The sequence below is a fragment of the Nisaea sp. genome, assembly GCF_017640745.1.
Classification (GTDB): Bacteria; Pseudomonadota; Alphaproteobacteria; order Thalassobaculales; family Thalassobaculaceae; genus Nisaea.
Map to the genome: position 1 here is coordinate 1 of NZ_JAEPQA010000033.1, position 25,746 is coordinate 25,746.

The 25,746-nt window shown below is 63.7% G+C and carries 23 protein-coding genes; 14 read left to right on the plus strand and 9 right to left on the minus strand.

The annotated features are described in order from the left end of the window. Positions 1–338 (plus strand): hypothetical protein (locus JJ959_RS18605; protein WP_292887099.1); only part of this gene is annotated, 338 nt, incomplete at its 5' end. Between the two features lie 6 nt (positions 339–344). On the opposite strand, the gene JJ959_RS18610 is transcribed toward JJ959_RS18605, so the two are convergent. Beyond that, positions 345–2,753, minus strand: coding sequence for a methyl-accepting chemotaxis protein (locus JJ959_RS18610; RefSeq protein WP_292887102.1), 2,409 nt, complete (start codon positions 2,751–2,753; stop codon positions 345–347). A 156-nt stretch (positions 2,754–2,909) separates the two neighbouring features. Between JJ959_RS18610 and JJ959_RS18615 the strand changes: the two genes are divergently transcribed. Then, on the plus strand, positions 2,910–3,482 hold the full coding sequence (locus JJ959_RS18615) for a hypothetical protein (protein ID WP_292887104.1): 573 nt from the start codon (positions 2,910–2,912) through the stop codon (positions 3,480–3,482). 100 nt (positions 3,483–3,582) lie between these two features. Here JJ959_RS18615 and JJ959_RS18620 read toward each other — a convergent pair whose 3' ends face one another. Genes JJ959_RS18620 through JJ959_RS18630 form a run of 3 tightly spaced genes read right to left on the minus strand, consistent with a single transcriptional unit; the run spans position 3,583 to position 8,195 of the window. Then, positions 3,583–4,782 carry an acyl-CoA dehydrogenase family protein gene (locus JJ959_RS18620; protein ID WP_292887107.1) on the minus strand — a complete coding sequence of 400 codons (1,200 nt, stop codon included), beginning with the start codon at positions 4,780–4,782 and terminating at the stop codon, positions 3,583–3,585. 12 nt (positions 4,783–4,794) lie between these two features. After that, a complete protein-coding gene (locus JJ959_RS18625; protein ID WP_292887110.1) occupies positions 4,795–6,594 on the minus strand; it encodes a hypothetical protein in 1,800 nt (599 codons plus the stop codon). Next, positions 6,591–8,195, minus strand: a complete 1,605-nt coding sequence (locus JJ959_RS18630) for a choline dehydrogenase (RefSeq protein WP_292887112.1) — start codon at positions 8,193–8,195, stop codon at positions 6,591–6,593. The genes JJ959_RS18625 and JJ959_RS18630 overlap by 4 nt, the downstream gene beginning before the upstream one ends. Before the next feature lie 172 nt (positions 8,196–8,367). Between JJ959_RS18630 and JJ959_RS18635 the strand changes: the two genes are divergently transcribed. The 11 genes from JJ959_RS18635 to JJ959_RS18685 all read left to right on the plus strand — a co-directional run bounded on the left by JJ959_RS18635 (position 8,368) and on the right by JJ959_RS18685 (position 21,516). Continuing rightward, a complete protein-coding gene (locus tag JJ959_RS18635) occupies positions 8,368–9,183 on the plus strand; it encodes a CoA-transferase (protein ID WP_292887114.1) in 816 nt (271 codons plus the stop codon). Positions 9,184–9,187: 4 nt separating this feature from the next. After that, complete coding sequence (locus tag JJ959_RS18640) at positions 9,188–9,937, plus strand: CoA-transferase (RefSeq protein ID WP_292887117.1); 750 nt, start codon at positions 9,188–9,190, stop codon at positions 9,935–9,937. Positions 9,938–9,992: 55 nt separating this feature from the next. Then, a complete protein-coding gene (locus tag JJ959_RS18645) occupies positions 9,993–11,204 on the plus strand; it encodes a CoA transferase (protein ID WP_292887120.1) in 1,212 nt (403 codons plus the stop codon). 79 nt (positions 11,205–11,283) lie between these two features. Then, on the plus strand, positions 11,284–11,682 hold the full coding sequence (msrB, locus tag JJ959_RS18650) for a peptide-methionine (R)-S-oxide reductase MsrB (RefSeq protein WP_292887122.1): 399 nt from the start codon (positions 11,284–11,286) through the stop codon (positions 11,680–11,682). Positions 11,683–11,759: 77 nt separating this feature from the next. Next, on the plus strand, positions 11,760–12,713 hold the full coding sequence (locus JJ959_RS18655) for a D-2-hydroxyacid dehydrogenase family protein (RefSeq protein ID WP_292887125.1): 954 nt from the start codon (positions 11,760–11,762) through the stop codon (positions 12,711–12,713). Between the two features lie 34 nt (positions 12,714–12,747). Beyond that, a complete protein-coding gene (locus JJ959_RS18660; RefSeq protein ID WP_292887127.1) occupies positions 12,748–14,097 on the plus strand; it encodes a Gfo/Idh/MocA family oxidoreductase in 1,350 nt (449 codons plus the stop codon). Positions 14,098–14,187: 90 nt separating this feature from the next. Continuing rightward, the gene (locus tag JJ959_RS18665) at positions 14,188–15,048 is read left to right on the plus strand and encodes an ABC transporter permease (protein ID WP_292887130.1); all 861 of its coding nucleotides are present in this window, start codon (positions 14,188–14,190) and stop codon (positions 15,046–15,048) included. Positions 15,049–15,060: 12 nt separating this feature from the next. Next, positions 15,061–16,410, plus strand: coding sequence for an ABC transporter ATP-binding protein (locus JJ959_RS18670; RefSeq protein ID WP_292887133.1), 1,350 nt, complete (start codon positions 15,061–15,063; stop codon positions 16,408–16,410). Between the two features lie 5 nt (positions 16,411–16,415). Beyond that, on the plus strand, positions 16,416–19,364 hold the full coding sequence (locus JJ959_RS18675; protein WP_292887135.1) for a hypothetical protein: 2,949 nt from the start codon (positions 16,416–16,418) through the stop codon (positions 19,362–19,364). After that, positions 19,361–20,350, plus strand: a complete 990-nt coding sequence (locus JJ959_RS18680; RefSeq protein WP_292887138.1) for a lysylphosphatidylglycerol synthase transmembrane domain-containing protein — start codon at positions 19,361–19,363, stop codon at positions 20,348–20,350. The genes JJ959_RS18675 and JJ959_RS18680 overlap by 4 nt, the downstream gene beginning before the upstream one ends. Before the next feature lie 53 nt (positions 20,351–20,403). Then, complete coding sequence (locus JJ959_RS18685) at positions 20,404–21,516, plus strand: glycosyltransferase family 9 protein (RefSeq protein WP_292887141.1); 1,113 nt, start codon at positions 20,404–20,406, stop codon at positions 21,514–21,516. A 1-nt stretch (position 21,517) separates the two neighbouring features. Here the strand turns inward: JJ959_RS18685 and arsC are convergent, their stop codons facing one another. Genes arsC through JJ959_RS18705 form a run of 4 tightly spaced genes read right to left on the minus strand, consistent with a single transcriptional unit; the run spans position 21,518 to position 24,018 of the window. Beyond that, positions 21,518–21,865, minus strand: coding sequence for an arsenate reductase (glutaredoxin) (gene arsC, locus JJ959_RS18690; protein WP_292887144.1), 348 nt, complete (start codon positions 21,863–21,865; stop codon positions 21,518–21,520). Between the two features lie 10 nt (positions 21,866–21,875). Further along, positions 21,876–22,667: a 2-(1,2-epoxy-1,2-dihydrophenyl)acetyl-CoA isomerase PaaG gene (gene paaG, locus JJ959_RS18695; RefSeq protein ID WP_292887146.1), complete on the minus strand. Its 792-nt coding sequence runs from the start codon at positions 22,665–22,667 to the stop codon at positions 21,876–21,878. Then, the gene (locus JJ959_RS18700; protein WP_292887149.1) at positions 22,667–23,299 is read right to left on the minus strand and encodes a methyltransferase domain-containing protein; all 633 of its coding nucleotides are present in this window, start codon (positions 23,297–23,299) and stop codon (positions 22,667–22,669) included. The genes paaG and JJ959_RS18700 overlap by 1 nt, the downstream gene beginning before the upstream one ends. Next, on the minus strand, positions 23,296–24,018 hold the full coding sequence (locus tag JJ959_RS18705) for a ribonuclease activity regulator RraA (protein WP_292887152.1): 723 nt from the start codon (positions 24,016–24,018) through the stop codon (positions 23,296–23,298). The genes JJ959_RS18700 and JJ959_RS18705 overlap by 4 nt, the downstream gene beginning before the upstream one ends. 157 nt (positions 24,019–24,175) lie before the next feature. On the opposite strand from JJ959_RS18705, the gene JJ959_RS18710 reads away from it, so the two are divergent. Then, positions 24,176–25,189, plus strand: a complete 1,014-nt coding sequence (locus JJ959_RS18710; protein ID WP_292887155.1) for an aldo/keto reductase — start codon at positions 24,176–24,178, stop codon at positions 25,187–25,189. Here JJ959_RS18710 and JJ959_RS18715 read toward each other — a convergent pair. After that, entirely contained in the window at positions 25,186–25,542 is a 357-nt protein-coding gene (locus JJ959_RS18715) for a TfoX/Sxy family protein (RefSeq protein ID WP_292887158.1), read from the minus strand. The two genes, JJ959_RS18710 and JJ959_RS18715, sit on opposite strands and share 4 nt — an antisense overlap. Positions 25,543–25,746: the final 204 nt, after the last annotated feature.

Below are 25,746 nucleotides of genomic sequence, written 5' to 3' on the forward strand. Positions count from 1 at the left end.
GGCTGACGGTGATCGCCATCGGTGCGCTTTACCTGCTGCCGTCGGACGGCACGGGGATCCTGCTGTTGATCTATATCGTCTGTTTCGGACTCAGCATGGGGGCGAGGGGGCCGATCATCACGACGCTGATGGCGCGGCGCTTTTCCGGCTCCGGGATCGGAGCGATTCTCGGCGCGGCGAATTTCGGCCAGGGGATCGGGGCCGCTTTTGGTGCGTTCTCTTCGGGATTTCTGTTCGATCTGAGCGGCGGATACGGGATCGGCTTTGCGGTCTGCACGGCGGCTGCGATTGCCGGCGCCGGCCTGTTCTGGACGGTCGGCGCCGGCAATCGTGCTTGAGGGCCGTTATTTGCTGCGTACCTGGGAAAGGAAGTCCTCGACCTGACGGTTGAGGCTCTCGATCTGCTGGGTGAGCTCCCGGGCCCGGCCGCTGACCGCGTCGGCCGCGCCGCCGGATATCTGGGCGCTCTCGTTGACCCCCTCGATATTCCGCGCGACATCGTCGGCGCTCATGCTCGCTTCCTCGATGTTTCTGGCGATCTCCTGGGTCGCGGAAGTCTGTTCCTCCATCGCCGCCGCGATGCTGGCGGAGATTTCACCGAGTTCCTCGATGACCTTGGAAACCTCTTCCATATTCAGCGAGGCATTGTCGGTTTCCCGCTGGATCGCACTGACCCGTTCGGAGACCCGCTCGGTCGCCTGAGCCGTCTGGTTGGCAAGGTTCTTCACCTCCGAGGCGACCACCGCGAAGCCCTTGCCGGCGTCGCCGGCACGGGCGGCCTCGATCGTCGCATTGAGGGCCAGAAGGTTGGTCTGCTCAGCGATGTCCTGAATGAGCTGCACAACTTCGGTGATCTCGTCGACTGCCTTGCGCAGACCGTGCATGAGTTCGACCGACTGTCCGGCGCGGTTTGACGCATCCCGCGATTTCTCGTTCGAGACTGCGATCTGGCGGCTGATCTCCTGGATGGACGATGTCAGTTCGGACGTCGCCGCGGCGACCGTCTGCACGTTTGCGCTCGCCTGTGTCGAGGCGGCGGCCACGGCGGCGGCCTGATCGTGCGTCCTGGAGATCGCGCTGGTTACTTCCGAGGCGGAACCTTCCATCGTGCCGCCGGCATCCGCGACGCGCTGGGCGATGGACTTCACCGACTGCTCGAAACTGTCCGCCAGGGCGGCCATTTCCTTGCGCTTTTCCTCCGTAGAACGGCGTTCGATCTCCTGCTGCTCGCGTTCGAGCCGTTTCATCTCGTTCGCGTTGTCCTTGAAGATCTGAACCGCCTTCGCCATCTGGGCGATCTCGTCCTTCCGATCGGTCATCGGGATCTCGCTCTCAAGATCGCCGTCCGCCAGGCCGTTCATCGACCCGGTGATGACGGAGATCGGCCGCACGATGCTGCGTGCGATCAGGAAGGCGAGAATGAACCCGAGGGCGACGCCTCCGGCGGTGCCGATCAGGATCGATTGCAGCGACTGTTCCTTCAAGACCCGCAAGTCGCTGATCTTCTGATCCTTGAAGCTGGCCGTCAGGGAGGCGTTTCTCTCCTCGACGCTGTTCATCTCGGCTTCGATCTGGGCCTGTTTGATCAAGGCTTCGCCGACAATGTCGATCCTTTCGCGAAAACTCTTCGCCGCCTTGGCAGCCTGAAGGGCAAGGTCGCCATATTCTCCGGGAAGGCCTTTCTTGACGACCAGCGCCTTCGAGAACACGACCGAGACGTAGCCGGAGATGTTCTCTTTCGCCATCTCACGCTTCTCGGCCTCGGTTTCCGCAATGAATAGGCGCGTCTCAGCAGCCATCTCGTCTGCCGCGATCAGCATCTCGAGTGCGGCGATACGGGCATTCGTCGCCGCAACGCCTTTCTGCGAGGCTTCCTCATAGGCTGCATTCGCGTCGGCGAGCGCCTGTTTGCGGTCTTTCACGATTGCCGCGGCTTCCGCGCCGAGAGCGACGCTGCTCTCGGTGAGGGATGTGAACAGGCTATCCACGTCGCCCGATCCGTCCTGAATAGCTGAGATGAGGGCGGAGAACTGCTTTCTGTAATTGACAGTGATCTGGGCGACCTTGCTGGCTCCTGCTTCGGCCGGAGTGCCTTGCGCGGCCTTGCGAAGCGAGAGGGCGCCTAGAAAAAGGCTCTTGGTTCCGGCTTCGAGAGCGGTGCGGTTCTCTTCGGTGCGCTCCAGACGGTACGCCGCTTCAGACGCGCGAATGGCGTTGCTATCCGCAAGGAGTGTATTGGCGGCGCTCATGACGGCGATACTGCTGTCGCGAATGGCTTCCGCATCGTCTTCGATTTCGCCGTTTGCCTTGTAGATCTCGTTGGCGGCGGTACTCAGTTTTTCGGAAACGTCCTTGATTTCCACGGCCGCGGCCTGCATCGCCGCGGTCAGATCTGCTGTTTCGGTATTTACCGCATAAAGCTCTTCGAGTTTCGCATCGTAGGTTCCGAGTTCCGTATTGATCTCCAGCAGTGCCGGGTCGCTTGCGCCCTGAGCGACCATCGCGGCGAGCTTCGTTTCGGCGGCCCGGGTCTGTGTTATGGCAACCTCGTAATACGATGGGGCACGGCTCATCGCGTAGAGCTTCGCCTGGGCGTTTCCTTGCCCGAAGGTGTCGACGGCATCGAGCAGATTGAGCGTGAGCGTGATGTCCTTGTCGTATCGGGTGAGGCCGAAATAGCCGATCAGCCCGACACCGGCAGCGATGAACAATGTCACTGCGAACCCGGCGGCGATCCGAAATCCTATACGCATGGCGTGCTCCAGCTCGGTCGTTATGTTGCCTTTCAATATACAGAATATTTTTGTTTATTACTTAAAATGACGTTAACAATGTGGGTCAAATTGTCATTAATAAAATTTTTACATTATTCGTGTGGGATATTGTGGGCAGCTTAGGAGGAGGTTCCCATGAAGACAGTGTTTAAGGTTCTAACACTTGCGGTATCGCTTTTCGTTCTTGCGCCTGATGCGCGGGCGAACGATTTCGAGCCGCAGATCAAGGCCTTCTACGAGAGCACCGTGAAGGCATGGCTTTCGGATCCGGCCGTGATTGCCGCCATCAAGGCGCAGAACGGTGAAACGTCGGGCTACGATGCCGCGAAGATCGATGCGCTCGACAAGCAGTGGCGCGCGGAGGCGAAAGCCGGCGGCGGTGATCTGGTGAACAAGGTCGCGGGCAATTCGCTGTCGGCCTGGCTCAAGGGCAAGAAAGACGAAGCAGGCGGCAAGATCGCCGAAATCTTCATCATGGACGCGAAGGGCCTCAATGTCGGCATGAGCGACACCACGTCCGATTACATGCAGGGCGATGAAGGCAAGCACCAGAAGACTTTCGGCGCCGGTGCGGATGCCGTCTTTATCGACGAGGTCGAGTTCGACGAGAGCTCGGGGGCGTTCCAGTCGCAGCTTTCCGCAACCATCAGCGACGGCGGTTCCCCGATCGGCGCGATTACCGTCGGCGTGAACGTCGAAAAACTCTGAACGTTCTCTTCCGGAACGTAGAAGAGGCGTGAACGTCGAAAAACTCTGAACGTTCTCTTCCGGAACGTAGAAGAAAGGCCGCCGCGAGGCGGCCTTTTTGCTATCCGGTGGTGCGCCGGAGTGGATTCATCACCGGGTGCCGGTTGGCGTTCTTGAAACCGAGCGCGTCCTCCGCGATCAGCACGCGCTGGACGTTTGGCGTGCCTTCGCCGACGGTCAACATGTTGACATAGGCGGTCAGCGTGTTGATCGGATATTCCTCTGCCAGGGCATAGGCTGCGAAGGTGTCGCGTGCGGTCTGTGCGGCCTTCTGCGCGACCTCGGACGCGAGATATTTCGCGCGGGCTGCGGCGCGTGTCGAGCGCTCCCCCCTGTCCATGAGCCAGGCCATGCGCCGCAGCATGAGCCGGGCCGCGTCGATCCCGACGGCGACATCGGCGATGGGATGCTGGATCATCTGGTAGTGGCCGATGGCCTGTCCGCCGACCTCGCGTTCCCGGGCATAGCGCAGGGTCTCGTCGAAACAGGCCTGGGCGAGACCGACGAGCCGGCCCGATACCGTCAACCGTCCGTATTCGAGGGCGTTCAGTGCGATCTTCAGGCCGTCCCCTTCGGCGCCGAGGCGGTTTTCCGCCGGAACCCGGAAATCGTCGAGAAACACCTCGCAGGAGCGCAGGCAGTTCGAGAGCGGCCGCATGTCGATCGGTTTCGCGCTATACCCGGGCACACTCTTGGGTTCGACGATAAAGGCAGAGATCCCGCGCTTGCCGGCATCGGGATCGGTTTTCGCGAACAGCACGCCGATATCCGCGGCGTTGGAGAAGGTGATCCAGATCTTCGAGCCGTTGAGGACATAGCTGTCGCCGTCCCGCCGCGCCGTGGTCCGCATGGCGCCTCCCGGGTCGGAGCCTCCGCCGGGTTCGGTCAGGGCGAACATGCCGATCTTGCGTCCGGAAATCAGTTCGGGAACGTATTTCCGCGCCTGTTCCGGCGTGCCCCAATTGAAGATCGTGAAGGGACAGGTCATCGCCTGCATGTTCATCGCATATCCGAAACCGGGCGAAAGCCGGGAGATCTCCTCCGCGATGACCCCGACGGCGGAGAAACCGATCGCGGTGCCGCCGAACTCCTCCGGAAAGGCGGCGCCGAACAGCCCGGCATCGCCCATCGCCTGGATGATCGGGTAGGGGAATTCGCCGGAGGCCTCGTAGGCGGCGAAGTTGGGAGCGATTTCGGTTTCGTACACGCGGTTGACCGTTTCGCGCACGGCGTCGAGGACCGAATCTTCGGTGAAATCCATGAGACAGCTCCGTCAGGGAGAGATCGTGATGTCGGCGGGAGGAAGGTTCATGCGGGCGCGCGCGATCATCTCGAGATAGGCGCGCTCCAGCGCGGCAGTGTAGGTCCGCATATCGAACAGGGGGGCGGCTTTCCGGGCGCGTTCGAGATGGAGGCGCAGTGCGGAAAGCCGTTTCGGAGCTCGGGCAAGGGCGATGGCAATGCCGGCCTGTTCCTCCGGAGTGCTTGCAATCAGATCGGGCAGACCTGCGGCCGTCAGAAGCGAAGCGCCGACACGTGCCGCGAAGGTGTCTCCGGCGACGGTGATGACGGGAACCCCGCGCCAGAGGGCGTCAGCGCCGGTTGTGTGGGCATTGAACCAAGTACTGTCTAGATAGAGATCCGCGAGCGCGAGCCGGGCGACATGCTCTCGGGCCGGGGCCTTCGACGCAAACACGATCCGCTCCGGTGCGACCCCGGCGGCGTGCGCGGCGGCCCGGATGTTTGTCCGGCAGAGCGCGCCATGGTCGAGCATCCAGAGGACGCTTCCAGGAACCTCCCGAAGGCAAACCATCCAGGCCGCGAAGGCGTCTGCTGCAATCTTGTTCTGGCTGTGGAAGCCGAGGAAGACCAGTGCGTCTTCCGGCAGCCCGGCGCTCTTGCGGCTTGGCGGAGGCGGAATCTGGCGTGTCCCGTCGAACGGCATGTAGCAATGAGGAAGGCGGACGATGCGCTCACTGTAGTTGACCGTGTCCGATTGGCGGATCAAGCGGCCGTCGCCGACGATGTAATCGTGCAGACCGCCGCATGTTCCGGGAAAACCAAAGTAATTGACCAGGATGGGGGCCGGTCGATGGGACAGCAGTCCGAGAGGCCGATCTGCCAGAAAGCCGTCAAGATCGGCGAGAATCTCAATGCCGTCATTCCGAATCTGTTTTGCCTGGTCCTCCGGCGATAACCCGCCCAGATCGACGATGTCTCCGGCCGCCGTTTGAATGGCTTCATTCCAGGCAGAGTCGCCGTCGCCATTCGGCGTTGCGTAGACACGGACTCTGAACCGTTCCCTGTCGTGGCACCCAAGCAGCTCGGGCAAGGCTTCGGCCATCGCGTGATCTTTCAGGTAACTGCAGACATACCCGACGCGGATCTTTGCCCTGGACTCTCCCGAGAGTCTGGGCCGCAACTTAGAGGTGGGCAGAGAGCGGACGATTTTTTCCGCAGCCCGGCGCTGATCCGCCGGTGTCGCGTGCGGGGCCAGAAGCGTCAGGGGGTGGCCGGGCACCACTCGGATGCGCGCGACCAGACGGGCGATCCGATCGAATCGGCAGCCGGGATCGTCCATCCGGCACAGCCAGCGGCTATCCAGGTTGAAACCTTGCAGGGCCTCGGCATAGTCCGGGCGCAACATGATGGCTCGACGCGAATGCCGGATCGCGGTCTCGAACCGGCGATTGGCGCGGGCGAACCGCGCGGCTTCCGCGCTGGCGATTGCGTAGGCGGACCAGGCGCCTTCCGACCGGGGAGCGGAGCAGAGTGCGATCCGCGCCAACCGTACCGGATTGTCCGATATGCCGGCTATCTGCGCGAGGTTCGCGTAGGCGCTCGCGCGCTCCGGGGCAATCGCGAGTGCCTTGCGGATCAGTTGGAAAGCTGGCGCCCCTCGCGAGGCTTCGAGTTCCATCAAGCCGGCGAAATGAAGCGCTTGGGCGATCTCCGCCGGGTGCCCGCTGGCATTGGCGACCGCGCGCGCGACTTCAGCGGCGGTTGCGGGGTCGCCCCTGTCCAAGGCCGATTTGGCATCGGCGAGCCTCGGAGATGAGGCTGTTGCCGTCATCGGCCCCGGTTGTCCTCCAGGATCATGTCGGCGGCCTTCTCGCCGATCATCATGGCCGGGGCGTTGGTGTTCCCGGAGACGACCGTCGGCATGATCGAACAGTCCGCGACGCGCAGGCCACCGATGCCGTGGACCCGGAGGCGAGCATCGACCACGGCTTTCGGGTCGCTGCCCATGCGGCAGGTGCTGGTCGGGTGGAAGATCGTGCCGCCTTTCTCGCGGGCATAGGCAAGCAGGGACTCGTCGTCCGTCCGGTCGAGACCGGGCTCGTACTCTTTCTTCAGATACTTCCTGAACGCCGGCGACTGGGAGATCTTCCGGTTCAGTTTCATGCCGGCGAGGATCGTCTGCCGGTCGCCTTCGGTCGAGAGATAGTTCGGCTTGATGCTCGGGTACTGCCGCGGATCGCCCGACTTGACCATGATGGTGCCGCGGCTTTCCGGCCGGAGCTGGCAGATCGAGGAGGTCACGCCAGGGAAGGGATGCAGGAGCTGTCCGGGCTTGTCGGCGCTGAACGGGATGAAATGGAACTGGATGTCCGGCGTCTCAAGCTCCTCCCGTGTCTTGGTGAAGACGAAGACCTGACCGGCACTGATTGTCAGCGGGCCTTCGCGGGTCAGCGCATATTGCAGGCCCATCATGATCCGCTTCAGCGGATTGCCGACGTCGGTATTGAGGGATTCGAGACCGTCCAGCTCGTAGATCGCCCGGACCTGAAAATGATCCTGCAGATCGTCGCCGACGCCCGGCAGGTCGTGCTGTACCGGGATGCCGACGCTGCGGAGATGCGCCGCGGGGCCGACGCCGGAGAGCTGCAGGAGCTGCGGCGAGTTGATGGCGCCGCCGCAGAGAACGATCTCGCGGCCGGCCTCGGCCCGGTATTCGATCCCGTCGCGCAGATAACGGATGCCTGTCGCCCGTCCGTCCTTCAGCTCGAGCGAGGAAGCAAGGGCGCGGGTCTCGATGCGGAGATTCTTGCGGCTCCGGATTGGGTCCAGATAGGCGACGGCGGCACTGCAGCGCCGCCCGTTGCGGCTGGTCGTCTGGTAGTAGCCGGCGCCGGCCTGAACCGCGCCGTTATAGTCCTCGTTGCGCTTGATCCCGACTTCCTCGCAGGCGTCGAGAAAAGCCTCGCAGACCGGACGCCGGTCGGCGATGTCGGAAACCGAGAGCGGACCGGAGCCGCCGCGCAGCTCACTTTCCCCGCGCTCGAAGCTTTCGGATTTCTTGAAATAGGGCAGGACGTCCTGCCAGCCCCAGCCCTCGTTGCCGAGCTGGCGCCAGTGGTCGTAATCCTGCTGTTGGCCGCGGACATAGAGCAGCCCGTTGATCGAGCTGGAGCCGCCGAGTACCCGCCCGCGCGGCCAGATCATGACGCGGTCGTTCACCCCCGGATCCGGCTCGGTCTCGTAGCCCCACGAAAGATCCGGATGGTACATGGTGCGGTAATAGCCGACGGGAACGTGAATCCAGGGGTTGAGGTCCTTGCCGCCGGCCTCAAGCAGCAACACCTTGTTTCTCGGATCGGCCGACAGCCGGTTGGCGACGACGCAACCGGCGGAACCGGCTCCGACAACAATGTAATCGTAGATCTCGCTCACCCCGAGCCTCCCGGACGCCTGAATTCGTTTGTTTTGCCGGAGGATAGGACGGGCGAACCGGCCCGTCGATGGGGTAAGGCGCCGCGTCGGCGGAAAGAATGTCGTGACCGCTTGTTGCTTTTCAGGCGGCCGGTTTGGCGTAGGATGCGGGAAACTTAGCGGAGGAAGCATAATGGACGCCATTCGCCTCGATCTCGAGGGGCTTGCGGCGCGGGTGCCGGACGAGGCGAAGATCGCCTTGCCGCCGGACTATTCCTACTGCGCCATGGCACTCGTCCGCGCGATCATTGCGCGCGGGGTAAAGGGCCTGCACATCATTGGCGTGCCGGCCCTCGGTTTTCAGGCGGACCAGCTGATCGGTGCCGGCTGTGTCGCGACGGTCGAGACCGCGGCCGTGACGCTCGGCGAGTTCGGCCTGGCACCCCGCTTCGGTGCCGCCATCAAGTCGGCCTCGATCCGCATGTTGGACGGAACCTGTCCGGCGATCCATGCCGGCCTGCAGGCGGCGGAGAAGGGCGTGCCCTTCATGCCGCTTCGCGGCGTCATCGGCTCCGACCTCGAGAAGCGGCGGGACGACTGGATCGTCGCAGACAATCCCTTCGAGGAGAGCGACCCGATCCTGATGGTGAAGGCGATCCAGCCGGATTTCGCCGTGTTCCATGCGCCGCTCGCGGACCGCTACGGCAATGTCTGGGTCGGCGTGCGGCGCGAGCTGATGCTGATGGCGCATGCCGCGAAAAGCAGCTTGGTGACGGCGGAGAAGATCGTTGAGGGCAACCTGCTGGACGATCCGGTCCGCGCTGCCGGGACCATTCCCGGCCTCTATGTCGGTGCGCTCGCGGAGGCGGAGAACGGCGCCTGGCCGCTCGGCATTCCGGGCGGATACGACGCCGATGCGGCGGAACTTGCGCGCTATGTCGAGATGGCGCGCACCGAGGAGGGCTTCGCCGATTATATGGCGGGGAACAGCAAAGAGGCGGCGGAGTAGGGACGTGAGCAATTTGAAAGACATCCGCGCCGAGGAGATTCTGATCTCTGCGATTGCGGAGATGCTGGACGGCCTGCCGCATATTGCGGTCGGCGCGTCCTCGCCCGTACCGGGGGCGGCGGCGATGCTGGCGCGGGCGCGGCATCCCGAAAAGACGAGGGTTTCCGTGCTCGGCAGCGAGAAGAACAATTTCTTCACCGACGGCGGCAAGGAGCTCTTCGACTGCGCCGGACAGGGGCGGATCGACGCCTTCTTCCTTGGTGGTGCGCAGATCGACGGTCAGGCAAACATCAATCTCGTTTCCGTTGGGGATCCGGACCGCCCGAAAGTCCGTTTTCCGGGCTCCTTCGGTTCGGCCTACATGTATTTCACCGTGCCGCGGGTGATCCTCTTCCGTCTCGAGCACACGCCGCGCACGCTGGTCGAGAAAGTCGATTTCATTAGCGCGCCGGGAACGTCCGAGCCGCATGTCTACCGGCCGGGTGGGCCCTATGCGCTGATCACCGACCGCTGTCTCTTCTCCTTCGACAGGGAAAAAGGCGTGTTCCGGCTTGCGAGTGTCCATCCGGGACATACCGTCGAGGAGATTCGCGAGCAGACCGGCTTCGAGTATGACGAGCCGGCGGAGGTGCCGGAGACGCCTCTGCCGGATGCAGAGACGCTGGCCGTTATCCGAGGCTCTGTCGCAGAGCAGCTCGCGGAAATCTATCCCGCCTTCGCTGCCGAGGTGTTCGGCCTCGGCAAGGCGGCCTAAATATCAAAGCGGACCGATCGCGTCCGGACCAGACCATCGAATGGGGAGTAACGGAATGAGTGGCACTGCGGCATCGGCCGGCGCGCTCAAGGGCATCAAGATTGTCGATTGCACGCGGGTTCTCGGCGGACCCTATTGCACCCAGATGCTGGGTGACCATGGCGCCGAAATCATTAAGATCGAGCCGCCGCAGGGCGACGAGGTGCGCGACTGGGGCCCGCCGTTCCATGAAGGCGACGCCTCGTACTTCATTGGCGTGAACCGTAACAAGAAGTCGCTTGGCCTCGATCTCTCCAAGGAGGAGGGCAAGCAGGTGCTGCTGCGGCTCCTCGAGGATGCGGATGTCCTGGTCGAGAATTACAAGCCGGGTTCGATGGAGAAATGGGGCCTCGGCTACGAGGAAGTTTTGAAGGAGAAGTTCCCGAAGCTGGTCCATTGCCGGATCTCCGGTTTCGGCGGCAGCGGACCCTATGGCGGCTTTCCGGGCTATGACGGCATCATCCAGGCGATGACCGGCTGGTTCTCCGTCAACGGCTCCACCCCGGGCGACCAGACCCGCGTCGGCATTCCGATGGTCGATATGGGAACCGGGCTCTATGCCGCGAATGCGATCATGATGGCGCTGTTCGAGCGGCACAGCTCCGGCCTCGGCCAGTATATCGACATGACGCTCTACGATTGCGGCCTCTCGCTGATGCACCCGCACGTCGCCAACTATTCGCTTTCGGGCAAGGTGCCGGGCATCACCGGCAACCAGCATCCGAACATCTCGCCCTACGACAAGTTCGAGACCAAGGGCGGCGATATTTTCATTGCCGGCGGCAACGACCGGGCTTGGCAGCGCCTGACCGCTGAGCTCGGCAAGCCGGAACTCGGCACCGATCCGCGTTTCAAGACGAATGCGGACCGGCTGGCGAACCGCGCGGCCCTGCGCGAGGAGCTGGAAAAGCTCTTTTCCGCCGCCGACCGCGACGAAGTCTGCGACCGTCTGCTGCGCGCAGGCGTGCCCGTCGGGCCGATCCGGGATACGGCGGACGTCATGGCGCACGAGCATACGAAGCATCGCGACATGGCGGTCGAGAAGGACTGGTACAAGGGCTGGGGCATTCCGATCAAATTCTCCCGAACACCTGGTTCCGTCCGCTCCGTGCCGCCGAAATTCGGTGCCCATGGACGCGAGATCCTGGAAGCACACGGTTTCGCACCGGACGAGATCCAGACCCTTGTCGATGGCGGTGTGGTGGTCGAGGAGCGCCGCAAGGGCTAGTAGCGGATCGCGGAAAGGTGTCTTGCTCCCAGCGCCTTTCCGCACAATCTCAGCCCCGGACGAGCAATTGGAGGGCCTGATGGACAAGATTGTGAAAAGCGACGCCGAGTGGCGCGCGCAACTGACCGACGAACAGTTCCAGGTGACCCGCAAGCACGCGACGGAGCGGCCGTTCACCGGCAAGTACGCCGACACGTCCACGCCGGGCGTCTATAACTGCGTCTGTTGTGGCGAGCCCTTGTTCGAGAGCGAGACGAAGTTCGATGCCGGTTGCGGTTGGCCGAGTTTCTACCAGCCGATCGAGGGTGCGAATATCGAGACCCAGACGGACCGCAGCCATTTCATGGTGCGGACGGAAGTGCATTGCGCAAAATGTGACGCCCATCTCGGGCACGTCTTTCCGGATGGGCCGCAGCCGACCGGTCTCAGGTACTGCATCAACTCGGCTTCTCTAGATCTGGAGCCGAAGAACGACTGAAATAGTTTGTGAAACGGGCGATAAAAGGGCCGTGAAACAAATAACTAGAATCAACACTTAATGTGACGGGTGAGGAAATGCCGAAGATTGCGATTCTGGACGATTACGCCAACGTCTCCCTCCGGATGGCGGACTGGGGAAGCCTGCCGGAGGGCTACGAGACGGTCGTCTTCACGGACAATCTCGTCGAGCACGACGCGTTGGTGGAGCGTCTGAAGGATTTCGAAATCGTTTGCGCCATGCGGGAGCGGACGCCGTTTCCGGCCGAAATCTTCCAGCGCCTGCCGAACCTTAAGCTTTTCGTGACCAGCGGGATGCGGAACAACTCGGTCGATTTCGCCGCCGCGCGCGCCTGCGGCATCCCGGTCTGCGGCACCGCGACCAGCGGCAACACCACCAAGGAACATACCTGGGCCATGCTGATGGCGCTCGCCCGGCAGGTCGCCCATGACGACCGCATGATGCGGGAAGGCAAATGGCAGACCCGGATCGGCATCGATCTGATGGGCCGCACCCTCGGCGTCATCGGTCTCGGCAAGCTCGGCAGCCAGGTCTCCGAGATCGCCAAGCTGTTCGGCATGGATGTGGTCGCCTGGTCGCCCAACCTGACCGAGGAGCGCTGCGCCGAGGTCGGCGTGCGGAAGGCAGCCAGCAAGGAGGCCCTGCTGCGCGAGGCGGATATCGTGACCCTCCATATCGTGCTGAGCGACCGCTCGCGCCACACCATCGACGCGGCCTCGCTCGCCATGATGAAGCCGACGGCGCTGCTGGTGAATACCTCGCGCGGTCCGATCGTGGACGAGGCGGCGCTGATCGATGCGCTGAAGAACAACCGGATCGCCGGCGCCGCCGTCGACGTCTTCGAGCCGGAGCCGCTGCCGGCCGACCATCCGATCCGCAAGCTCGACAACATCCTGCTGACCCCGCACATGGGCTATGTCACGGAAGAGACCTATCGGCTCTTTTATGGCGAGATGGTCGAGGACATCAAAGCCTGGCACGAGGGCAAGCCGATCCGCGTACTGAACTGAGTCCAAATGGATCAAGCGGCCGGGGAGGGACGCGATGAATCTGTCACGGATGCTGCTGCAGCGGGAGAATGACGGCGACCCGGTCCGGGTCGGGATCATCGGCTGCGGCAAGTTCGGCGCCATGTATCTGTCGCAAGCGCGGCTGACCAAGGGTGTGCATGTCGTCGGCATCGCCGACCTCAATGTCGCAAGGGCGAAGGAAACGCTGTCCCATATCGGCTGGGAGACGGAGCGTTTTGCCGCCACCAGCTTCGAGGAGGCGGAGAAGAACCGTTCCACCTTCGTCACCGAGGACAGCGCGGCCCTGATCAACAATGGCGATCTCGACGTGCTGATCGAAGCGACCGGCGATCCGGCCGCAGGCATCCGGCACTGTCTCAGCGCCATCTCCCACGGCCTGCATGTGGTCATGGTCAATGTTGAGGCGGACGTGGTCGCGGGGCCGCTTCTGGCACGCAAGGCGGAGCTCGCGGGCGTGGTCTACAGCCTTGCCTGGGGCGACCAGCCGGCCCTGATCGCGGAACATGTCGATTGGGCGCGCAGCTGTGGCTTCAAGGTGGTCTCGGCGGGCAAAGGCACGCGCTACCTGCCGACCTTCCACCAGTCGACGCCGGAGACGGTCTGGGACCACTTCGGCTGGGACCTGGAAGTGGTGAAGCGCGGCCGCCTCAATCCAAAGATGTTCAACAGCTTCCTCGACGGCACCAAGTCCGGCATCGAGATGAGCGCGGTCTGCAACGCGACCGGGCTGACGCCCCAGCCGGACGGGCTCGCCTTTCCGCCATGCTCCCGCTTTGACCTGGCGGAGGTTTGCAAGCCGGCGGAGTTCGGCGGCACCCTGACCCATTCCGGGACGACCGAGGTCGTCTCCTCGCTCAACCGTGACGGCAGCGAGGTCCCGGGGCACCTGCAATACGGAACTTTTGTCGTGATTGAGGGGGAGACCGATTACGCGCGCTACTGTTTCGAGGAATATCACATGCTGCCCGACAGCAGCTTCCGCTTCGCCTCGCTCTACCGCCCGACCCATATGATCGGTCTCGAACTCGGGGTATCGGTTGCCTCCGCGGCGCTCAGAAAGGAACCGACGGGCTCGCCGGTCACCTTCAATTCGGACGTGGTCGCGACAGCGAAACGCGATCTCAAGGAAGGCGAGGTGCTGGACGGCGAGGGAGGGTTCTGCGTCTGGGGCAAGCAGACGCCCGCTCGGCACTCCCTGGACGAGGGGTATCTGCCGCTCGGGCTTGCCCAGCATGTGAAGCTGAAACGGGCGATCCCGGAGGGCGCGCCGCTGCGATGGGCCGACGTGGATATCGACTCGGATGACGATGCGGTCAAGGTGCGTCGCGAGATGGAGGCGATGTTCGCCGCGCCGAACGCCTGATCTGAAGGCCAAAAAAGGCACAATAGCTTCCGGTTGGCTGCCGATCTGGTGTAACAGTCCGTGGCAGTTGTTTGATTCCGGGAGAATTCCATGGGCGGCGCCATCTCGGCTCCGGGCCGGCCGGCCAAGACGGTCAGTTTTGCGGGCGCGCTTTTCGCCATGGCAGGCAGCCTGCGGAGCAACGGGTTTATCCTGAAGAGCATGGTCCGCAGCGAGCTTGCCTCGCGCTACCGGAACACCGTGCTCGGCTTTCTCTGGCCGCTGATCAATCCGCTGGTGATGATCCTGGTCTACTCCTTCGTCTTCGGCCTGATCTTCAAGGTCCGCTTCGGCGCCACGCCGAGCCAGTCGGAGGTGCCGTATGGCATCGTTCTGTTCTCCGGCCTGATGTTGCATGTTCTGCTGGCTGAGACGCTGCTCCGCGCGCAGTCGATCGTGCTGGAAAACCCGAACTACGTGAAGCGGGTGGTGTTCCCGCTGGAGATTCTTCCCGTTGCGGCGCTGTTGAGCAATCTGGTTCATGCCTTTATGGCGCTCGCGGTTCTGGTCGCGGTGATCCTTGGCTATGGGGTCCCCTTGCACTGGACGGGACTGCTGCTGCCGCTCGTCTGGCTGCCTTTCGTCGTGATGCTGGCGGGGCTCGGTCTGCTGGTGGCGTCTCTCGGGGTTTTTATCCGGGATATCGGGCAGGTGCTCGGATTCATGATGACGATCCTGATGTTCGGCAGCTCGATCCTGTTTCCCCCGGAGATGCTGCCGGAGCCGCTTCGGCCCTGGCTACTGCTCAACCCGCTGACAATCCCGGTCGATGCCTCGCGCGATGTCCTGCTCTGGGGACATTTTCCGAATTGGGAACGGCTTGGCCTTTATTCCGTTGTGGCCGTTGCCGCTCTATGGATCGGCTCCTGGTGGTTCCTGCGTACCAAGCGCGGGTTCTCGGAAGTGATGTAGGAGCCGTCTGACGTGCCCGAAGGGTCTGACATGAGCATCCAGGACGGCAATGCCGTCACCCGGTCGGGAGACGAGGGCGAACTTGCCATCGACATTTCCGGCATCACCAAGGTCTTCAATATCTACCGCCAGCCCCTCGACAGGCTGAAGCAGGCACTGCTGCGCGGACGGCGGACCTATTTCACGCCCTTCGTCGCGCTCGACCATGTCTCCTTCCGGGTGAACCGGGGAGAGACCGTCGGCATTGTCGGACGCAACGGATCCGGCAAGTCGACCCTGCTGCAGATCGTCGCCGGGCTGCTGACCGCCACGGAAGGCCATGTCAGCGTGAATGGCCGGGTGTCCGCGCTGCTGGAACTCGGGGCGGGTTTCAACCCATCCGCCACGGGCCGTGAGAACATCTACATGAACGGCGCGATCCTGGGCCTCTCCAAGGAGGAGATCGACGCCCGGTTCGACGATATCGTTGCCTTTTCCGGGCTGGCCGAGTTTCTCGACCGGCCGGTCGAGACCTATTCGAGCGGCATGTATGTCCGCCTCGCATTCGCCGTCACGGTCAGCGTCGATCCGGAAATCTTTATCGTCGATGAGGCGCTCGCGGTCGGTGACGAGGGCTTTCAACGCAAATGCTTCGCCCGCATCGAGGAGCTGAAGCGGCGCGGTACCACGATCCTTTTCGTCAGCCATGCGGCCGGCATGATTACTCAGCTCTGCGACCGGGCGGTCCTGCTCGACCGCGGTGAGATGCTGATGGATGGCGATCCGAAAGCGGTGATCTCGAGCTATCACAAGCTCACCCATGCACCGGCGGACCAATACGAGTCCGTGCGCGAGGAGATTCGCAGGGACGTGCGGGAACATCGGGACGCAACCGAGACCCACGACGCGGAGATGGTGCCGGAAAGCCGCACCGCCTATGTCAGCCTCGGGGCCGAGATCCAGAACCCGCGTGTCGAGACGCTGGATGGCAAGCCTGTCAATCTTCTGGTGCGCGGGCGGCACTACGCGTTCCGTTATAGCGTCGCGTTCTCCGAGGCGCGCGAGCAGGTGATGTGTGCGATGATGATCAAGACGATCCAGGGCGTCCTGCTCGCCGGGCGCACCACGCACAGCCTCCGACGGGGGCTGCCGGACTACGCGGCGGGCGAGAAGATCGACGTCGAGTTCGAATTTGCCTGCGACCTGACGGCGGGGACCTATTTCCTCAATGCCGGTGTGAACGGGCTCTACGAGAATGAACGCAAGTCGCTGCACCGGATCATGGATGCGGCAATGTTTAAGGTGCTCCCGGACGACGACGACACGATCACCGGGCTTGTCGCGCTCGAGATTGTCTCGGGTGTCAGCAAGCGGGACGCCTGAGTGCAATGGAGCGGACCGGGCGCCACGGCGAATTCGGGTTTCACTGGAGCGAGTGGGCGGCATCTCTTTGTCTTGGCGCGGTCGTCGCTGCCATCTCGCTGAATTTCCATGCCGGCGGGCCCGAGACGCATCCGGCTCCGGTTGTCGGGGAACTGACCTTTTCCGGTGCCGGGAAAGGCGGGGATTTCCTGCTCGTTTGGGCATTCGCCGCGGGAACGCTGGGCGCTCTTGCCGCGATGGCCGTCTTGAGGTCGCGGATTGCCGACGATCCGGAGGCGCGCGCGTCCTTCCGTGAATATCTGACCTGGTCGCTGCTGCCTGCGGTTTTATGGTGTGCCTCGCAGGTCCTGGGGAAACCTTTCTCAGGTCCTCCGTATTTCGCCGATCTCAGCCTGCTCTATCTGTCCGCGGTTCTGATCCTTCTCCTCATTGGCGCTACGGTTGCCGTCCGGCTGGGACGTCTTGCCGACAACCGGTACCGCGACTTGGTCGCCGCCGCCGTCGGCGCGCCTGTTCTGGCGGCGCTGTCGGCGATCTGCATGGCGACGGCTGCCGCGCGGCTGTTTCTGGTGCCGGAGATGATGTCCGGGCGGGTCGTCGGCATTTTGGCGGGGGCCGCGTTTCTGCTGTTCTATCTGGTGGCGCTTCTGGTGCTCTCGGGGCGTCTCCCCGAGCGCGGCCTCGGACGGATCTTCGCCGCCGCGCAGCTCGGTCTGCCGCTTGCGTTCTTTGCCTTGATCCTGCCGCCGTCGGCTGCGGGACTGCCTTGGGAAAGAACGGTGCCTCTGACCGCAGCCTTTCTGGCGGTTCCCGCACTGGCGGCACTCTTCGGCTATGCGGCGCTTGTTCAGAGCTGGAGACGCGCGGCCGTTAATCTGCCCGTCATGAGTGTCGCGGCGATCGCCGTTCTCGTTCTCTTCGCGGACGGCCGCCCGACGTCCTACGGCATGGACAACCCACTCGACTACTACCATCACGGGGAGTGGCTGATCCCGTGGCAGCAATGGGCGGATTTCGGCAAGCTGCCCTATATCGACTACAGCCCGTCCCACGGTCTCGTCGATTACCTCTCGGGGATGGTCAACGGCCTGCTGCTGGACGGGACGCTTGCTGGCTTCGAACAGGCCCGGCAGCTTGTGCGCGGGGCCTCGACTCTAGCGGCGGCGCTCGCGCTCGGACGGCTTTCCGGGCCGGTACCGGCGCTCCTCGCGCTTCTCCTCTTCCCTGTGACCGGGCGCTACCCGATCTTCATCAGCGTGTTTTGCGGGCTGGTTTTCCTGACGGCAAGAAGCCTGCAATCGCATCCGGTCCGATGGCTCTGGTGTTATCTCGCAGCCGGGACCGCTCTCGTGCTTCTCGCGCCTGGGCCCGGAGCGATGGCTGTGATCGCCAGTGCACCGCTCGCGCTCATTCATCTCTGGAGCAGCGCGCGGCAAACGCCAGGCAAGCTAGCTCTTGCGGCGTTTGGCGTTGCCGCGCTGGCCGTGGGGATGTTTCTGTTCGGCCCGGGCGAGATCGTCCTGGCGCAGATCCGTTTCATGCTGGAGAACCGGCCGCTCTACGGCGCCGTGCACGGCCTCGACTGGGCGCACAGCCTGGCACGCGACTGGCCGGTGAACGGAGCTTTCTGGGAACTTGCACGCAATCTCTGGCTTCCGGCGATGCTGTTGCTACTGGTCGTCGCTGCGATGCGCCTGTGGCGGGGCCGCGCGGACCTTGCGGCGCTGGTGCGCGAGGATCGTCTCGCCGTCTTTGCCGGGGCGGCGGCTCTCTTCATGCTGCTGGTCATTCCTCACACGATCGGCCGCATCGATGCCGGAGGCCCGTCTCGGACAGGGGCGCTCTCGATGTTTGCGCTCGCTCTCGTAGGCATTCCGCTTGCCTGGAGCATGGCGGCGCATCTTCGGTCAGGAATCGTGGTCGCGCTCGTCGCGGTACTCGGCATGCTCGGCCCCGCTTTCGCACACAGGCTGAGTGTCACGGAGCTTCTGCGGCTGCCGCAGGCGACGCGCGCGGTGCTGCCGGGCGAGCTTACCGTAGACGGTGCGGCGCTGGGCCTTCCAGCGCTTGGCCGCACCATCGTCCCGGAGGCGCTGGTAACGCGGATGGCGCCTTTGAAGCGCGCGCTCGACGGCTGGCTCGAAGCGGACGAGACCTATCTCGATCTCTCGAATGCAAACGCCCAATATTTCTATACCGGGCGTGCGGTGCCGATCGAGAGCGGCGCCATCCTGACGCTTCCCGCGGAAGGCATGCAGAGCCGCTCGGTCGCACGGCTGAGCGAGACGCCGCCGCCGGTCATCTTGCTCGGTACGCTGCCAAGCGGAGCCGGGCCCTTTACCCTGCCGCTCAGGGCACCGCTTCTGGCCAGCTGGGTCTTCGATCAATTGCGGGAAGGCGTCTATGACATCGTTTTCGTCGAGCCTTTCGTTTTTGCGGTGCGCCCGGACCGGCTGACAGTCCCGGTTCTCTCGGCTGAGGGCCAAAAGGACATTCTCACCAGACTCTTCGCGCCGCCGCCGCTGGCTAACTTACCGTCGGTATGGGGCGCCTCGGCGGACACAACCTGGTTCGCGTTGCAATCGGATGTCGCAGAGTTCGAAGGGGGGGCGGGGACACAGGCTTCGGATCCAGGGCATTATCTTGTGTCTGGAACGCGGGCAGGGTTCGATATCGTGCCTGGAGCGGATGCGGATTTCCTTCTCTTCGAACTGGCCTGCGAAAGCGGCAAGGGGGCCGGAAAAGGCCGGGTTTCCGTGAATGGCGGCAGTTCGCTCGATTTCGACCTCTCGTCCGGCTTGCACGTCGTTCCTCTCGACGCCGACCCGATGGTCCTTTATGCCGGGCGGGTGGAAACTCTTCGTCTCGACCTCGACCTCGATCCGCATTGTGCCGGCGCTAGCGTGTCGCGCTTCCAGAAAGCCGCGCGCCGTCGCGTCCCGGTGTCGCAGTGAACAGGTCGCTCGGCATCCTTCTGGTGAAGCTGGCGGTCAGCGGCGGGCTGCTTTACTGGGTGTTGGGATCGATAGACCGCGCGCAGCTCTTCGAAGCTGTTTCGGAACTCGACCCGGTGCTTCTCTGTATCGCCTTCGTTGTGCTGGTGATGCAGTACCCGCTCGGCGCTCTGCGCTGGCGTGAACTTCTCCGGCTGATCGGGCTGGAGCTGGAAACGCGCGAGGTGATCCGGATCCATCTGGTCGGCGTGTTCCTGAACCAGATGCTGCCGTCTGCTCTCGGCGGCGATGCTTACCGCGTCTGGAGCGCCGGACGTGGCGGCAAGGGATGGGGCAGGGCTGTCTGCTCCGTTCTGCTGGACCGGGTCGCGGCGCTCATGATCCTCGTGCTGCTGCTCGCGGCGATGCTCCCGCATCTGGCGACCATTCTGCCGGACGGACCGGTGACGGATTCTCTGGTGATGCTGGTGATCGCGGCAATGCTCGTCATGCCGGCAGGCTTCGCGCTGGCGCGTCCGGCTGCACGCGTGCTCGACCGGATCCGCTTCCTGCGCAAGCTGGCGCCGATCGCGATGAATGCGAACCTGCTCTGGTCCGAAGGCGGGGCAAGCCTGCGCATCGCCGTCTTCGGCCTGATGACCCAGCTCTCGACCGCAGCCTGCGTCTGGCTGGTCGCCCGGGCGGCGGGTGCCGATATAGGCTTTTTTACCATGCTCGGGCTGACGTTACCGGTTCTGCTCACCCTTGCGGTGCCTATCTCGATCGCGGGATGGGGGGTCCGGGAAGGAGCCATGATCTTCGCCCTCGGGCTCGTCGGTATCCCGGCGGAGACCGGGCTGCTCATCTCGCTCGTCTGGGGCGGACTGTCACTCACCGGAGGCGTCATGTCAGGAGCAGCCTTCCTGGTGCAGGCGCCGGAGCGGAAAAAGCTGGCGACCTATGCCGCCGAAGCGGGCGCACTTGGAGAACGGGACGCAGAGCTTTGAAACTGCGCGCGAAACAGCGTCTGGACGCGTGCGCCGGCGGTTTGGCAATTTTGTTGCTGAAGCCGCTTGCGCGTTTGCTTGGTATCCTCCTGCACCGGGATCACGACATTCGACCGAAAGGTGACATCGTGATCCTCAAGATGCTCGGGGGCGGAAGTCTCGTCCTTGCCTATCCGGCGCTGCTCGGACTCAAGAAAAGCTATCCGGAGCAGAAGCTGCGCCTCGTCTGCACCGGCGCGACACGTCCTTTCGCGGAACTGCTTGGTGTTTTCGACGAGATTCACCCGGTCGATGACAGTGGCTCGCTTGTAAAGCTCCTTGGCAGCAGTTTCACGGCACTCCGGGCCGTCTTTCGCTGCGACACGATGATCGATCTCGAGGTCTATAGCCGGCTCTCGACCATCTTCTGCCTGCTGACGCTGGCGCGGAACAGGATCAGCTTCTATCTCGACACGGCCTACTGGCGGAAAGGCCTCGCGACGCATCTCTTCTATTTCAACCGAGCCGGTTCAGCGCCGATGCACTACGCGCAGATCGCGCGGGAACTGGGAGCGGAGGTGCCGGCTGCGGCCGAGAGCCATGAGGCGTTCCTCGCGGCCAATGGGATTGCTGCGCGAAACCCTGTGACCAGTGGGCCCGAGAGGATAGGGCTCGCCTGTTTCTGTTCCGATCTCGCCCTTGAGCGCATGTTCAGCGCCAGAGAATGGGGAGACTTGCTGGCACGGGAGATGACCGGCCGCGACATTGCACTCACTCTGTTCGGCGGACCGGCGGACCGGGTGGCAGGAGAGGAGATGGCGGCGGCGGTCCGCGCGGCCTTGCCGGGTATCGAGGTGGACAATGCCTGCGGTCGCTGGCCCCTGAAAGAAACGGCCGCCGAGATGGCGAAGATGGATCGCTTCTGGAGCATCGATACCGGACTGCTTCATATCGCCCGCCAGATCGGCGTGCCGACGACCTCCTTCTGGGGGCCGACCGCTCCGCACACGCTGCTGCAGGATCTGCCGGGAACGGACGAAGCGGTTCACTATAGCGAGCTGCCCTGTTCGCCCTGTGTGCATGTCCATGACGAGCCGCCCTGCGGCGGCAGCCGGCCCTGCATGATGGCGCATCTGAGGGAATTGACCCCGGAAGAGCGCAACCCGGCCTGGGTCGCGCGTTCCTGAGCTAGAGGATTTCCAGCACTGCTTCCGGCGGCCGCCCGAGCGCAGCCTTTTTGCCGGAGACGACGATCGGCCGTTCGATCAGGATCGGGTTCTCGTACATGGCCCGGATCAGGTCGTCGGGGATCTTGTCTCCGTTGCCGAGATCAAGCTCCTTGTAGGGAGCCTCCTTCGTCCGCATCAAGGCGCGGGGCTCAAGTCCGAGCTGTGTCAGCAATTCTTTCAGCTCGCCGACGCTTGGTGGAGTCTTCAGGTATTCCCGGATCTCTGGCTCGATGCCCCTCGAGCGGAGCAGTTCTAGGGTCTGACGCGATTTGGAGCAGCGGGGATTGTGATAGATCATGACGCTCATGTAGCCGCTCCTACTTGCCCTTGAAGTCCGGCGCGCGTTTCTCGAGGAAGGAGGCGATGCCTTCCTGGTAGTCGTCCGTATAGCCGCAATGGCGCTGGAACTCGGCTTCGAGGTCGAGCTGCTCCGCGAAGCTGTTTTCCAATGACGCGCGCATGATCTTCTTGATCGAGGCAAGCGCGATCGGAGGCTTGGCGGCCAGCGTCTTCGCCAGGGCTTCGGCTTCCGCCGCGAGGCTGTCATCCTCGACGGAATTCCAGATCAGGCCCCAGTCGGCGGCCTGCTTGCCGGTTATCGGCGCGCCGGTGAGGGCCATGCCGAGCGCCTTGGCGAGCCCGACCCGGCGCGGCAGGACATAGGTGCCGCCGGCGTCCGGGACGAGGCCGATATTCACGAAGGCCTGCACGAACTTGGTGTTGTGGCCGGCGAGCACGATGTCGGCGGCAAGCGCGAGGCTTGCACCCGCACCTGCGGCGACGCCGTTCACGGCGGCAACGATCGGGATCGGCAGCGCCGCCATGCGTTTGACCAGCGGATTGTAGTTCTGCTGGATCGACTGGCTGAGATCGCGCCGTTCGCTCGGATCGACCGCCTTGCGGTCAGCCAGGTCCTGGCCGGAACAGAAGCCGCGCCCGGCGCCGGTCATGATCACGCAGCGCGCGCTGCCGGGTTTCTCAAGCTGGGAAAATACGTCGCGCAATTCCTCATGCATGACGGCGGTGATCGCATTGATGCGTTCCGGCCGGTTGAGGGTGATGCGGGCGATCGAGTTGTCGATCGAGAAGAGCAGGGTTTCGTAGGTCATCAGTCTTGTCCGGTATTGCTCAGGATGAGCCGGGTAAAGGAGACGCCGGGGCGGTTCATCTCGTCTGGCCGCGCGACCCGTTCGAGGCAGATGAAGCCGTGCCGTTTGGCGAGGGAAAGGAAGGGATCGGCTTCGGACTCATGCATCGGCCGGTCTTCCGGTGCTGGACCGTGGCGCAGCAGGACGGAGAAATGGCCGCCGGGCGCGAGCAGGCTCGCCAGCATTGCCATGCCGTCCTCACGGAAATCCGGCGGCAGATGCATCCAGACCGAATTCATCAGCATGAAGTCGAAGCGCCGGCCGAGTGCCGCGACCTTGTCGAGCCAGGGCAGGCGGTCGTCCAGCCAGAGTATCTTGCTGTCCGGGAACCGCCGGAGGCCTTCAGCACGCATGCCTTCTGACGGCTCGGCCGCGACCACTTCTAGGCCAAGTCCTTCGAGACCGTTTGCGTGCGTGCCGTATCCAGCCCCGATATCGAGGGCGGAACCGCCGGCGTCCGGCAGAAACGGCCGGTGAAAATCCAGGAACTCATCGAACTCGTTGGCATAGGCCGACCATTGCTCCGCGAGCTGCCGTGCATGCTGGTCATACACGGCGATCGCGGCATCGATGTCGCAGCCGTCGCCGCTCACGAGTTTTCCTGCTTCTTGCGCCACTCCTCGTAGCGCGCCTTGGTGTCGGCGTCCGGCGGGTAGGTGCCGCGCAGCGGGCGACCGTTGCGGACCTCCTGGGAGATGAAGGCTTCCATCTTCTCCTGCTCGAAAGCCAGGTCGGCGAGTTCCTCGGCGAGATGGGCCGGGATCACGACGACACCTTCGTCATCGCCGACGAGCACGTCGTCCGGGTAGACCGCGACGCCGCCGCAGCCGATCGGCGTGTTCAGCTCCGCGACGGCATGATGCTTGATCAGGCTGGTCGGCGCCGACGGGCCGGAGACGTAGCAGGGGATATCGTATTCGGCGATCTCGCTGGAATCGCGGACGCCGCCGTCTGAGACGAACCCGGCCACGCCGCGCACCTCGAGACGGGTCATCAGGATGTTGCCGGCGGTCGCTGCGGTCGGGTCCTGCCGCGCGTCGATCACGAGGATCTTGCCCGGCGGGACGGTCTCGATCGCCTTGCGCTGAGGGTGATCGTAATCGTCATAGGCGGCGATCACGTCGATATCCTCGCGCGCCGGAATATTGCGCAGGGTGAAGGCCTCGCCGACCATATTGCGGTCATGCGTGGTCAGGCGGCTCACGCCCTGCATGCACTGGTTCCGGAGCCCGCGCTTCATCAGCAGGGTCGTCAGGGTGGCGGAGCTGACGGTTGCCAGCTTCTCGCGCGCGCTATCGCTCAGTCCGGGCATTTCGGTTCCTCCCCAGTGCCGGATTCATTCGTGCCGCATCAGAGCAGGAGAAAAGCCGATCCTCAAGTGCGGTGCGCGCGCGAGCCGGTTATGCTGTCGTTCCGTTTCAAGACGGGCCGGGCCGTGAGGGGGCCGGATGCTTCAGGGGAGGGATCACATGGAATACCGCAATCTTGGCCGCTCGGGCCTCAAGGTGTCGAAATTCTGCCTCGGCGCGATGATGTTCGGCGGGCCGACGGACGAGGCGGCGAGCCGGGAGATCATCGCCGAGGCGCGCGATTTCGGGCTGAACTTCATCGATACGGCGGACGCCTATAACGGCGGCGAGTCGGAACGGGTGGTCGGACGGGCAATCGCGGCGGAGCGGGAATATTGGGTGCTTGCGACCAAGCTTGCCAACCCGATGGACGACAAGGATCCGAACGCCCGCGGTCTCTCCCGCAAATGGATGCTGCAGGCCTGCGAGGATTCGCTGGCGCGGCTCGATACCGACTATATCGACATCTACTACCTTCATAAGGAAGACCATTCGACGCCCCTGGAAGAGACCGTCGGCGCCATGGCCGACCTGGTCCGCGCCGGCATGGTGCGCTATTTCGGCGTTTCCAATCACCGCTCCTGGCGTGTTGCCGAGATCTGCAACCTCTGCGATGCCGCCGGCATCGACCGCCCGGTCGTCAGCCAGCCCTATTACAACGCCATGAACCGGATGCCGGAGACCGAGCATCTGCCGGCCTGCGATTATTACGGCCTCGGCGTCTTCCCCTACAGCCCGCTCGCCCGCGGCGTGCTCTCCGGCAAGTACAAGCCCGGTGCGGAGCCGGAGGCGGGCAGCCGGGCGGCGCGCGCCGACAAGAGGATGATGCAGACGGAATGGCGCGAGGAGAGCCTCGTGATCGCCGAGAAGATCAAGGCCCATGCCGAGTCCAAGGGCGCGACCATTATCGATCTCGCCGTCGGCTGGGTGCTGAACAACGCGCTGGTCACCGGCTCCATCGTCGGCCCGCGCACGATGGAACAGTGGAAGGCCTACGCGAAGGCCTATCACTACGAGTTCACGGCCGAGGACGAGGCACTGATCAACGAACTGGTTCCAGAAGGCCACCCCTCGACGCCGGGCTACAACGATCCGGCCTATCCGCTGGAAGGCAGGGTGACGCTCGTCGGCTAGGCCGGATTCTTGCGCTTAGGCTTGTGCGCCCGGATCGCCGCCTCAATCGCGGTCCGGGCCCAGTGCCGGAAGATATCTGGCTCCTCGAGGATGTCCGCGGGAACCTCCCAGTAATTGCCGAGTGTGGCGAGTTTGCCCTTCCGCATGTACTGGAAGGGCGAACTGCCATGCTCCTCGTAGACCGGACGGCTCGCATCGTCGGTGCGGAAATACGGCAGATCGTCCAACAGCAGGGCGAAATTCACCTCGCCGTACTTGATGCCGTAGCCGCCGAACATCCGATGCGCGCGGATCTCGCCGAGCGGCTCCAGCATGTCGGTGATGTAGTCGGCCAGCTCTTTCGACGTGCCCATGTCCCGGGGCCCTTGAATTGTTCGTGAAACGTTCTCATATCCGGAGCGCGCCGGGAAGGCCTCGCGAGATCACGCTTCCGTGGGACGCAGCCATGCAATCCAGCGCTTGTTTTGCGCTGCAATATCCGTATTTTAGCGGCGACCCAGTTTGACCCCAGTTTGACTTAAGTCCGGGCCGGAGACGCCCGCGGGAATTCATCGCAG